The sequence below is a fragment of the Neobacillus drentensis genome, assembly GCF_036966985.1.
Lineage (GTDB): Bacteria > Bacillota > Bacilli > Bacillales > Cytobacillaceae > Neobacillus > Neobacillus drentensis_E.
Genome location: NZ_JBALSN010000212.1, coordinates 22,533 through 34,433, shown reverse-complemented (window position 1 = coordinate 34,433; position 11,901 = coordinate 22,533). Strand labels below are relative to the sequence as shown.

The 11,901-nt window shown below is 38.2% G+C and carries 12 protein-coding genes; 3 read left to right on the top strand and 9 right to left on the bottom strand.

What is annotated here, in order from left to right:
- Nucleotides 1-158 precede the first annotated feature (158 nt).
- Nucleotides 159-1,613 (top strand): L,D-transpeptidase family protein, encoded by a 1,455-nt coding sequence (locus V7659_RS14695; protein WP_335540639.1) that lies wholly within the window; start codon nucleotides 159-161, stop codon nucleotides 1,611-1,613.
- A 47-nt stretch (nucleotides 1,614-1,660) separates the two neighbouring features.
- Here the strand turns inward: V7659_RS14695 and V7659_RS14690 are convergent, their stop codons facing one another.
- A complete protein-coding gene (locus V7659_RS14690; protein ID WP_335540638.1) occupies nucleotides 1,661-2,227 on the bottom strand; it encodes a TIGR00730 family Rossman fold protein in 567 nt (188 codons plus the stop codon).
- A 187-nt stretch (nucleotides 2,228-2,414) separates the two neighbouring features.
- Here V7659_RS14690 and V7659_RS14685 point away from each other — a divergent pair, with 187 nt between their 5' ends.
- Nucleotides 2,415-3,248 (top strand): RMD1 family protein, encoded by an 834-nt coding sequence (locus V7659_RS14685; protein WP_335540637.1) that lies wholly within the window; start codon nucleotides 2,415-2,417, stop codon nucleotides 3,246-3,248.
- 69 nt (nucleotides 3,249-3,317) lie between these two features.
- Here the strand turns inward: V7659_RS14685 and bioB are convergent, their stop codons facing one another.
- On the bottom strand, nucleotides 3,318-4,316 hold the full coding sequence (gene bioB, locus V7659_RS14680; RefSeq protein WP_335540636.1) for a biotin synthase BioB: 999 nt from the start codon (nucleotides 4,314-4,316) through the stop codon (nucleotides 3,318-3,320).
- 310 nt (nucleotides 4,317-4,626) lie between these two features.
- Between bioB and V7659_RS14675 the strand changes: the two genes are divergently transcribed.
- Nucleotides 4,627-4,938, top strand: coding sequence for a VOC family protein (locus V7659_RS14675; protein ID WP_335540635.1), 312 nt, complete (start codon nucleotides 4,627-4,629; stop codon nucleotides 4,936-4,938).
- A 231-nt stretch (nucleotides 4,939-5,169) separates the two neighbouring features.
- On the opposite strand, the gene V7659_RS14670 is transcribed toward V7659_RS14675, so the two are convergent.
- The 7 genes from V7659_RS14670 to V7659_RS14640 all read right to left on the bottom strand — a co-directional run bounded on the left by V7659_RS14670 (nucleotide 5,170) and on the right by V7659_RS14640 (nucleotide 11,811).
- Nucleotides 5,170-6,030 (bottom strand): alpha/beta hydrolase, encoded by an 861-nt coding sequence (locus tag V7659_RS14670; protein ID WP_335540634.1) that lies wholly within the window; start codon nucleotides 6,028-6,030, stop codon nucleotides 5,170-5,172.
- A 178-nt stretch (nucleotides 6,031-6,208) separates the two neighbouring features.
- Entirely contained in the window at nucleotides 6,209-6,937 is a 729-nt protein-coding gene (locus V7659_RS14665; protein WP_335540633.1) for a GntR family transcriptional regulator, read from the bottom strand.
- 67 nt (nucleotides 6,938-7,004) lie between these two features.
- Nucleotides 7,005-7,787, bottom strand: coding sequence for a fructoselysine 6-kinase (gene frlD, locus V7659_RS14660; protein WP_335540632.1), 783 nt, complete (start codon nucleotides 7,785-7,787; stop codon nucleotides 7,005-7,007).
- A 76-nt stretch (nucleotides 7,788-7,863) separates the two neighbouring features.
- Nucleotides 7,864-8,877 (bottom strand): SIS domain-containing protein, encoded by a 1,014-nt coding sequence (locus tag V7659_RS14655; RefSeq protein WP_283877367.1) that lies wholly within the window; start codon nucleotides 8,875-8,877, stop codon nucleotides 7,864-7,866.
- Nucleotides 8,878-9,000: 123 nt separating this feature from the next.
- Nucleotides 9,001-10,344 carry an amino acid permease gene (locus tag V7659_RS14650; protein ID WP_283877366.1) on the bottom strand — a complete coding sequence of 448 codons (1,344 nt, stop codon included), beginning with the start codon at nucleotides 10,342-10,344 and terminating at the stop codon, nucleotides 9,001-9,003.
- Nucleotides 10,337-11,188, bottom strand: a complete 852-nt coding sequence (locus V7659_RS14645; protein WP_335540631.1) for a TIM barrel protein — start codon at nucleotides 11,186-11,188, stop codon at nucleotides 10,337-10,339. The genes V7659_RS14650 and V7659_RS14645 overlap by 8 nt, the downstream gene beginning before the upstream one ends.
- A 194-nt stretch (nucleotides 11,189-11,382) precedes the next feature.
- Entirely contained in the window at nucleotides 11,383-11,811 is a 429-nt protein-coding gene (locus tag V7659_RS14640; protein WP_335540630.1) for a 2-oxoglutarate dehydrogenase E1, read from the bottom strand.
- Between the last annotated feature and the right edge of the window lie 90 nt (nucleotides 11,812-11,901).

The window sequence follows — 11,901 nt, the reverse complement described above, 5'->3', positions numbered from 1 at the left end:
AAAATTTCACCCTTAGACAAAATGTGACAAAGTTCACACTATTAAATCTAGTAGAATAGTATTAAAATTAAAGTATAATATAATATATTGTAGTTTGGAAAACCAAGAGCTAAAAGTCGAAGGACGTCGATAGCTGGGTTGTTAGGTATGCGGGGGGAATATTAGTGGAAACTGTGTCGAAAGAATCAGTAGGAGAAATAGGTCAACGGCGGGTAAAATCAACGAAATGGTATAAGAACTGGAAATTCATTACAACAGGTATAATCGTTATCATCGCGATCATATTTGCGGCAATGAGCTATTATCAGGCAAATTACTTTAATGCACATATTGAGATTAATGGCACAAATGTCGGAGGACTAACTGCTGATAAAGCACTCAATAAATTAAAATCATCTGTCTTAACAAATAAGGTCTATGTCGGACAACAACAAATTTTAGATGGAAAAGATACGAAGATGGAATTTACGGAGGAGGATTTGCCGGGCGTTAAAAAGTTATTAAAAAGCCAGTGGTCACTTTTTCCTTCTTCAAAGGTGAAAGAATATTCATTATTGCCGAGTAACATCGATCAGTATCGCAGCCAAGAAATGAAGAAACAAGTCGAAGAGAAGCTCGTATCAATGAATAAGAATTTAACTCCGCCTAAAGATGCGAAGGCTATTTTGGAGCAAGGTACAGTTATCATCTCAAAAAGTATAAATGGTGAGCAGTATGATGTTGCCAGCCTATTAAAAGACTTCGATAAGCATGGATATACTAGTGAAATCCATTTGAACCCTGTATACATCCAGCCAATAAAAGAAGACAGCACGATTGTAAAGAATGAAGAGAAAAAATTGCAAGAGCTTCTTCAACAAACCGTTGAGTATAAAGTCCAGGACAAGGTTTATTCTTTAAAAGGCAGTGAATTAATTAAAAATGCTTCTATTTCAAAAGATTTAAAGGTTAAGATTGACAAAACCAATATTAAAGAGAAAATTGCAGAAATTAATGAAGCCCAATCTACATTAGATAAAAACTTTAAATTTAAGACCCACTCAGGTTCAGTCATTACAGTTAAAGGGCAAGGCTATGGCTGGGCATTAGACGTGGACAAAGAAACCAAACAGGTTAAGTCAGCATTTGAAAAAGGAAAGGCCTCCGTTTCTGCATCTAATACGATCGGACATGGCTGGAGTGGTGAAGGCTACGGTTACGATACCACAACAAACAATGGCATCGGCGATACATATGCGGAAGTGTCGATTGCAGAGCAGCGTATTTGGATTTATAAAAAGGGGAAATTAGTCATCACCACAAATGTCGTAACCGGTAAACACAGCACTGGTAATGATACATCAAAGGGAGTGTGGTATATCCTCTATAAACGAACACCTGCCACATTAACGGGCAGAGAGCTCGGAGGAAAACCGAGTTATGAAGTACAAGTTGATTATTGGGCACCTTTTACGAATGATGGACAAGGATTTCACGATGCCGGCTTTCGGTCAAACTGGGCAAGTAATGCCTACTTAAATGCAGGATCGCACGGCTGCGTTAATACACCGCCTAGTGCTATGAGAACCGTATATAATAATCTCAGCACATATGAACCGGTGGTTATCTATTAAATAACCAAATAAAATCAGGAAATCGTGAATGATTTCCTGATTTTTTATTATTCGTATGTTTTTATGGTTGGTGGTTGATAGTTAATAAATTTATCTAGTAATTCATCTGATTTTTCTTCAATAATTGCCATTGAACGGAATTTTTCTTGCAAGAATTTTTGGTCAATCATATGGTCAAACAGACTGAGCAATGGATCATAATAATGTTCAATATTAAGCAAGCCGCATGGCTTTTGATGTAAACCAATCTGCCCCCAGGTGAACATTTCGAAGAATTCTTCAAGCGTTCCGGTTCCGCCAGGTAAAACAACAAATCCATCCGACAAATCGGCCATTTTTGCTTTTCTCTCGTGCATGGTCTCCACTTTAATTAACTCTGTTAATCCTTTATGGGATATTTCACGTTCTTCCAATACTCTCGGTATAACACCAATTGCGTGACCGCCTTCGCTAATTACAGTATCTGCGACTGCACCCATCAACCCTATACTTGAGCCACCGTATACTAATGTAATGTTTCGTTTTACTAACTCTTTTCCTAATTGAATTGCCCCCTCTCTATACGCCTTCGAAGCGCCGAGACTTGAACCGCAGAAAACAGCTAATCTTTTCATGAATTTGCCTCCCTCCTTTTTATCAATTATAAATATAATTTATTCCTACTAGTACAAGAATAGTATTATCCGTTACTGTCTCTAATTTAGTAATCTAAAATACCACCTCCCAGAATTGCCCAAGCATGTTTTTGTAAAGAATAGAATACAATCGAAAAAAGGACAATTCACTGGAAAGGTGATCAAAGTGAAAGAAATTACCTTTAAAGCATTTGCCGTGACTCATGAAATTGACTTGAACAAAATTGCGATCCATTGCGGAATTCCTAAAAAATTCACCTGGGAACAACCTTTAATCCTAAGAGAATCTATTCTAGAATCGATTCTCAATAAAGATGTGGACGATACGCAAATGGTGCTAATTTTTTCTTTTGGCAGCATTGTCTTCATTAATCATTCCCACGATAATGAGACCAAGACCTTATTGCACTACATCCATTCCTTTGAACCGGATTTCGACATCGGACAAGTGGACAGGTATAGCGACGATTACTGCCTTCATATTAGTGAATCAGAGAATCTGGAATTAACCGATGAATATGTGGTTGTGCCTGAATATGAGGATTTTTACCCTGAATTAATTTCTACAGTCATTGCAAAATCCGTGGCGCTGGAAAAAACGGAGGAGCAACTTGGGAAAATCCATGACAAACTCGAAACCATGATCGACAGACTGGAGAAAGGTAACCTGCGAATTGGCAACAAGGAGCTGGCCCGAACTACGGCAAAAATCGTCCGTCACGAATACAATACCCTTGCTTATATCATGATTTTGGATAAGCCTGATATTACCTGGACGAGCAGCGCAGCTAGCGATTTTTACGATAGAATGGTGGAGTTTTTTGAATTGAATGATCGTTATAGAATATTGAAAAGCAAAACGGAGATTCTGTATAATATCATGGACGGTTTTTCCACCATCAGCCATTCAATTCGAGGATTATTCGTGGAATGGATCATCGTAACTCTAATTGTCATTGAAATTGTCCTGACGGTTTTGGAGATTGGAGGATGGTTATGAAAAAGGAGAGACATCCAGTGACTTCGGCCTGGGTGCCTCTTTACTTTGATTTAGTATTAGAATAAACCTCTAATTTAAGCTCGCTTTCATTTCTTCTACGGATTCAACCTCAAATCCTAAATCAAGTAACATTTTGTGATCTTCCGATTCTTCTTGTCCAGTAGTTGTTAAGTAATCACCGACGAAGATGGAATTGGCCGCATATAAACCCAATGCTTGTAGTGAACGAAGGTTGACTTCCCGTCCACCTGAAATCCGAATTTCTTTTGTTGGATTAACAAAACGAAATAACGCCAAGACCTTTAAACAATAAAGTGGGTTTAGTTCTTTTACTCCTTCTAAAGGAGTACCATCAATCGCATGCAAGAAATTAACTGGAATGGAATCCGCATCCAAAGCTTTTAAACTGTTTGCCATATCGACTACATCTTGCTTTGTCTCCTTCATCCCTACAATGACACCTGAACATGGAGACATTCCGGATTCTTTTACCGTTTCCACCGTATTTACTCGATTATCGTATGTATGTGATGTTGTGATGTTTGAATGATTGCGCTCTGATGTATTGATATTATGATTGTAACGATCGACCCCTGCTTCTTTCAGCTGCTTCGCTTGCTCTGGTTTTAGCAGTCCAAGACAGGCACAAACTTTCAATCCATATGTTTCCTTTATTACTTTAACTGCCTCCACTACGTGTGCAACATCTTTATTAGATGGTCCTCTGCCACTAGCCACAATACAGTACGTCCCTATATTTAAATCATGTGCACGTTTTGCGCCTTCAAGTATAGTATCCTTATCTACCATTCTATAAGAATTAATCAGTGCTTTCGAAATCGAAGATTGAGAGCAGTAGCCACAATTTTCAGGACAGAGACCAGATTTCGCATTCATAATCATATTAAGTTTTACCTTTTTTCCATAATATCGCTTTCTGATTTGAAAAGCAGCGTGCATTAGCAGAAGAACATCATCATCCGGACATTCTAATATTGAAAGGGCCTCCTGATTTGTAATTTCAAACCCATCTAACACTCTGTCTGCAAGCTCCATCCATTTATTCATCTTTATCCCTCCATTTTTACAATTTCCACATAATCTGATAAATTACCAAAGTACCAACCATTTTTTTCTATTGTAAACTTAAATCATACAAAGGTTAACAATAAAATAATAGAACCATTATATTATTCTGTCAATAAAACTTGGAAATATATTGTAAATATCATGAAATAATGTAATTATTAAGCAGTAATTATATAAATTTATTTGAAAGCAGGTACCCCAATGTCTAAACAAATTCACAGTTCATTAAAGGTTTTGCTAGTTTCAAATTTAGAAAGATCAAAGACTTTTTATCGGAATGTTCTCAAATGTGAAGGTAACGGATTGGTGGGCGATTCGCGATGGATTCACCGGACTTGGAGTTAAGTTGCTTCAAGCAAATTCGCCAGAAGATGTATGTCCCAACAAACCTGCAAAAGGGGCTAGGCAGTCAACCTATGATATTTATTGCTTTGTTGAAAATTGGACAGCACTTGATGAACTTTATGCTGAATTTAAGGAGAACGGAGCAAAAATTGTTATCGAGCCTTGGATTGATTCTGATTCCGGACCTTGGAAAGAATTTGCGATTGTAGACCCCGATAACTACTGCATTGCATTTGGCGGTACCAACAGTTTATAAAATTCAATTCGCTCATTGAAACACTAGATTCGCTCGATACGGTCTAAAATTCGCTCATTATAACCCAATATTCGCTCATTAACCTTAAAAATTCGCCCATTGATGGGACAAATCGATGACAAAACGCAAAAAAGCGGGGATATCTCCGCTTTTTCTTGAAAATCTTCACATTCTATGGAAAATGTAAACACTCTTTTCTCTGTATTCAGGCAAAATTCCTCTTACTATACCTTAAACACTCTCCCGGTAACGCACCTTTTGTTTTTTATCAATCTGACCGTCTAACCATCCGACCAAGTCTCCTAAAAACTTCTCTTTTCCCTCTTCATCAAAGGGACGATGTTTGGCCCTAGGGTACTCATATAGCTGTTTATCCTTAGAGGCCACTCGGTGAAAAAATTGGTTTAGTTTTGTTGGTGGTGTAATTTTATCGTTAAGTCCGTATTGCAATAATATCGGCAGTTTAATCAACTGTTCCTGATTTTCTAGGCGTGAAATCGCTTGAATCAATCCACTTCCCAATCCTGGTGTAACGATATTGTGACGCAAGCGGTCAGAATAGTACTTAGCACGCATTGCTGTATTTTTCTTCATCAAAAAGATTCTCCGAGATTTATTGATACTGTAATCTGGTTTAACCTTACCCATAATGGTTATACCTAACTGCTCTAACGGTTTCACTTCGTATGATATGGCCGGTGATATACCAATAATCCCAGAAATGCCGTCACTATGATCCAAGGCATATTCAAGAGTAATCAAGCCGCCAAGGCTATGCCCCACAATATACAAAGGCTGTTCAGGCAGATCCAGCGCAACGAGGTTTCGAAACTCATGTAAATCTCCTCTAAATTCATCCCATGATTGGATAAATCCCCTTTTACCGGAGCTTTTTCCATGACCGCGCAAATCAAACGTATAAACTACATATCCACTATTAACCAGTCTTGTGAAAAGATTCTGCATTCCGCCGCTATGGTCACCATGCCCGTGAACGATAATAACCGCTGCTTTTGGATCTGTTAATGGTTCCATCACTCTAAAGAATAGTTCGATTCCATCGGCACCATTAAATGTCCCTTCTGTAGTCACTGTAATAATCCTCCTGTTGCAAACACTATAAAAAGATGTATTTGAGTTTGGAAAGCTTTTTAAGTTCATTTTAGTATAATACAAAGCAAAAGCAACCATATACACGTATGATGAAGCTTGAAATAAAAGAGACACCCAATGACTTCGGTCAAGGTGTCTCTTAGCCTTTTGGCACTCATTATTTAGCTCGGTGCACAGTCAAATTTACTTTATTTGTCTCACACATAAATGTAGATAGGTGGACAGGTTGATCGTTTGCATCAAAAGCAATTTTTAAAATCCTAAAAAGATTAGCCCCAATATCACATTCTAATAACTTAGCATACTCTTTTGTCGCACCAATCACATCAATAATTTTGTCGTTACTAACTATTTCTGTTTGGTAATCCTCTAAAAGGATCTTATAGGTGGATTCATCCCCTGTAATTTTCTTTTCTAAATCTGGAAAATGCATCAACGAATAATGTGCAATATCATAGAAAAGTGGACGGCCGTTTACATACATGAGCCGCTCAAGTTCAAGAACGGGACTTCCTTTTTCAATGAGGAGATGACCTGCCACTTCTTCAGTTGCAGGGATAACTTCACTTCTTAAAATCCGAGAATTTGGAATCATGCCCAGTTGATGACTAAACTCTGAGAATCCACTTACGGATAACAATTCATTATGAAACTTATTGGATGCAACAAAGGTGCCTCTGCGCGGAATCCGTGTCAAGGTTCCTTCTTTCACTAATTCCTCAATTGCCTTCCGGATGGTAATCCGACTTACATTATATATTTCACAAAGTTCTGCTTCTGTAGGGATCTGTTCATCCGGTTTATATTTTCCGTGCTGAATGTCATTCTTCAACATTTGCCTTATTTGCATATAGAGAGGCTGGGGGGTTGAAGGATTTAAATTCATAGCTTACTTCATCCTTATCCGTCAATAAATTATATACTGTCTATTATACCTTGATTGCCCGTCCTAGTCACCATGCACCGAAATATCTAATCGTTTTGGATGCTGTCTCTGTGCCCAACTTTAAACATTCGTTGATAGAGAGGCCTTTCAATCTTCCATAAATAAAACCCGAAATGAACGAATCTCCGGCTCCCATTGTATCGACTACATCCGCTTCAACGACTCCATATTGATAAAATTGTCCACCATCATAGGCTAGCGATCCATTTTCACCTAAGGTTGCTACAGCAATTTTAGAACCGACGCTGTTGACCTCCTTTAAAAACTGACGAATATATGCATCGTCCTGCTTGTATGAGAAGAATGCATAATCAACAAACGGTGATAAGGTTTTTACTAAACTATGATCTAATTGATCTGAGAAATCAAAGCAAGTAGATAACCCCTTCTCTTTAAAAAGTGAATAATACCCTTCAACATGCCCCCATATCCCCGCATGGACAAGTTGATGTGTTCCAATAAAGTCGAGTTCTTCTTCTGTTAAGGTAAAGTTAGCCGTTACTCCTTCATCGTATTCCCCAAAGCTACGATCATTGCCTATTAATTCAACATATGTAACGGCTGTTGTTCCTTCCTTCTGGGATAGATGCGTCGTATCTACTCCTTTCTCTCTGATTGCCTGAATCATTCTATCACCGTATGTATCGGAACCAACCCAGCCAATATAAGCTGAATCGGCACCTAATTCCTTTAAATAAACAGCTACATTTACAGGATTACCTCCAGGGTAGACCTGCCCGCTTGCTTGATAAACATCCATACAGTTATCTCCGACTGTTGCAATTCTCATCCTTTTCCCCTTCTTTCTGATCATTAATGCTGAAATGGAAGAAACGAGCACTACGATGTAGTGCTCATTGTTGGTCTTAATATTCCATTACTCGATAATATCTTCTAAGATCTAAGGAGTGGTTTCTTATACGTTCTAGGTGAACACTAATCCGGCTTAGGACGGACCAGTTAATACTAACTGCAAAGTGCTTCCTGAATTCATCGCTAATACCTTCCATTTCGAAGTCTTTCGTATCAATAACCGTGAGTTCTTTAGTAATCTGCTCAGCGAATCTCTCTACACGGTCCATCAGTGGTCTAGTTTCATCTTCACCTTTTAATAAAATTACACTTGTATCTTCGACAACAAGTTCAAGGGTTCCATGGAAAAACTCTGCAGCATGAATCGATTTTGCATGAATCCATTGCATTTCTTCTAAGATACACATCGCGTATGAATAAGTGTTACCCCATAAGTTACCAGAACCAACCATCATGTGGTAATCCGTATCTTTGTGTTTAATTGCGAATTCCTCTGCTTTTTTATCAAAAGCCTTCACTGCACTTAGAATGGCTCTTGGAAGTAATGAAACTTCCTTGGTAAATTGCTCATATTGCGGAAATTCATTGTTGTTATACATGAAACGGAAGACCACCATGTATAGCAGCATAAAGAAAGTATCAAATGAATGTTTTTCAGAACCTGTTGTGATGCAGTGGTCGACAATTTGTGTTAAAGGAGTATTGGGCTCAGCAACTAAAGCGATGGTTGTGGCTCCTCTTTCTTTACAAAATTCTGCGGCTGCAACTGTTTCTTTGGTTGTGCCTGATACAGATGTAAAGATACACACAGAGTCTTTGCTAAAATGCTTATTGTTCATTACCATGAATTCAGCTGCAATCTCTGCATGAACATCAATCGTAGAGTTTGACTTTAAAATATATTCATAAGGATACATCATCGCAATCGTTCCACCCGCACCGATTAAGAAAAGATTACTGTATCCTCTTTTTGAGATTCCATCAACCATGTCTTCAATTTGACCTCTAAACTCAAGGCCCTCTTTTTCTACCAGTTTCAGAAATAACTCTTCATCAAATTTCAACATCCATGTTTCCTCCTCTTATTGGAATCGAGAACTAATCAATTCCATTTTATAAAGCTTTATATTTGTATATTTTTTAAAAGGAAGGAAGTTAGTTAAAGAGTTTCTAACTCCCCTGTCTCTTTTTTAAGCGACTGAGTTACTGTCTTTCTCTATCTTCGAACCATATTTCTTTTCCCAATAGAAGTAAACAGGAAGTCCTGTAGCAATGACGATAAATGCGGCTGCCATTCCTTGCCATGGAGCCCAAGTGAATGTTCCCCATGCCAACCATGACGCACCAAGAATAGCTAGAATCGTTGTTAATCTCCACGCTGGCATTCGATATACTGGTTTATAATCATCTCTTTTCCGGCATTTATAGACGGCCGCAAAATCTAGTATATTAATAACCAATTGGATAAGCGTGAAATACCCGAGTAATGCTGTTAAATTACTAAACATCACGAGGATACAGGCATAGGTTACTTGAACAATAATTGAAAAACTTGGCGTTTCATACTTCGGATGAACTTTTGCAAAGCGTTGGAAAAATAAGCCATCCTTTGCCATCGCATATTCTAAACGCGGCTGGAACATAATGCAGGAACTCAATGACCCCAAAATAACGATAATAGCCGTAACAGCTACAAATGAGGAGGCAATATCAGACAGTCCTGGGATATACTTTACGGCTTCTGATACAGCTGCATTTGTGCTGATTAATTTTTCAAAAGGCATTAAACCTATAACACAAACGGCAAGTAACGTATATAGGGCTAGTACAATGAAAACAGAACTAATTAGTGCACGCGGAAGCACCTTACCTGGATTTTTAAATTCCCCAGCCATAAAACAAATTGCTGCCATCCCCGTATATGCCCAAGTTGTAGCAGACACTCCGCCAATTAGACTTGTTTTCACCGTTCCAGTTGTTGGAGTATAGGCAAAGTTACCAGGGTTCATATACATTAGTCCTAAGACTATGACAATTAAGAAGGGAATGATTTTTACAGCAGTTATAATAACTTGGAAAAGGCCGCCTTCTTTTACACTTCGATAATGAATAGAAGTAATGATTAGAATGATTGCAATACCTAGTAATTTTCCAGGCACCCCAGAGAAAAATGGCAAAAAGGTTGCAACGTATGAAACAATTGCTAACGCCATAATTGAAATAGATGGTGGATCTAAGGCCCAGAACGTCGCCCATCCATACAGAAAGCCCAGAGGTCTCCACCCTGCTTTATTCAAGTAAACGTAACCGCTTCCATTTTGGGGATATGCAGTTGATAGCTCGGCTAATACCATTACTTGTGGAATTGCAATAACCCCGCCTATAATCCAGGCAAGAATTGAAATAGATGGACTTCCTGCCGCTTTTGCCACATCACCAGAAGAAACAAAAATACCTGACCCTACCGTCGTTCCAACAGCGATTGCCAGAGCAGACCAGAAGCCTAGCTTTCGTGTAAGTGCACCATTACTCATAAAGAGTTCCTCCATATCCAGATGATAAGATTCCCAATTCCTTTATTTTCTTAAGAGATTTCATGATTGCATCTTGCGGGTTTTGATAATAATTTGATCCCATTATCTCTAGGGTACATACCCCTTCGTATTGATGGTTTTGAAGACTGGTTAAATATTCTTTCCAGTTCAGTACCCCGTCATCTAGTGCTAAATGGGCATCCGATTGACCGTCTCCATCGATTAGATGGAAATGACTTAATTCAGAAAGAATGGAGAAATAATTATCAGGTGTTTCACCTGCTAATTGCATGGCCACCGTATCAATCATTCCTTTTAATGAGGAAGATTGGATTTCTTTTATCATTTTCTTAAGCCCTGGTGTGTCAATGACTAGATTAGACTCAAATCTGGTTAGTGGTTCTAAGGCAAGGGTGACACCTTCCTTTTCAGCCACTTTTGATAGTTGAAAAATAGAATCGCTTGCATAGTTCCAAGATTCTTCTTGACGAACAGAAAAGTCACCAATTCCAGAAGTAATAAGCATCATATTGGTGTCGAGCGCTAAAGCTGCATAAATATTCTCGGTAAAATAATCAATACTTACTCTCCGCCAATGCGGATCTGAGGATGCAATATTATAGGGATAAACACATTGTTCTGGAGTATAGCAAACAATTTTCATATTTCTAGCCTTGATTTCTTTGTTGATATTTCTAATAGTTTCAAATCCGTTTCGATAAACATACAAATGCGGCTCACCAGCCCACAATTCAATATGTTTAATACCAAGGCTCTCCATTGAATCTAAGAAATAGTGGAAAGGATAATGTCTAAAGGTGATATTCATTCTTGCAATTTTCAATATTAGTTCACCTCCTCTATATGAAAACGCTTTTATTTGTTATATCTTGTATTATAATTAAACAGTACAAAAGCTGCAATACAAATTTTTAAAATTTTTGTTAAATTCTTTTAAAAATATGAAAAGACATGATTCTGGTAAATCACGCCTGTAACCGAGTAAAATTAGCACAATCTATTTAGCAATAAAAATTCCTATTTGTCTTTGTATTCCCAAATACCCAAGTGGCCCTTCGCCGGAATGTATTCCTCGAGTTTCTTCATATCTTCAACTTCCCAAGCGAAGCCTCCCACACGATAGTCACCTAAGAAATAGTTATTGCCTGAAACGATTCTTCCATCTTCAAGGACCGCCCATGTTTGGTTGTTTTCTATGACTTTCAAACAATTCACCAGTTGGCAGACGGCGATAATCTTCCCCGTCGGAAGGTCCTCTTTCATGTATCCATGCTTACCAAGTAGCTTTTGGATGGCGATATGATTGCAAACCGCCTTATCTATTTTTTTGCTCGTGTGAATTGCCAGCTGTCCTCGATATTTTGTTCTCCATGTTCTTGTTTCAAACTTGGCCTCCCTCAGGACAAAAAGGCTTGCCCATGGCTGAATCATTGATAGAACCTTCATGCATACAGCCCTCCAACTTTTTAAAGTAAACACCTTGTTTAACAACCAATTAAAGGTATTTTTTTATTATGCACCTTTTCTTGGTATAAT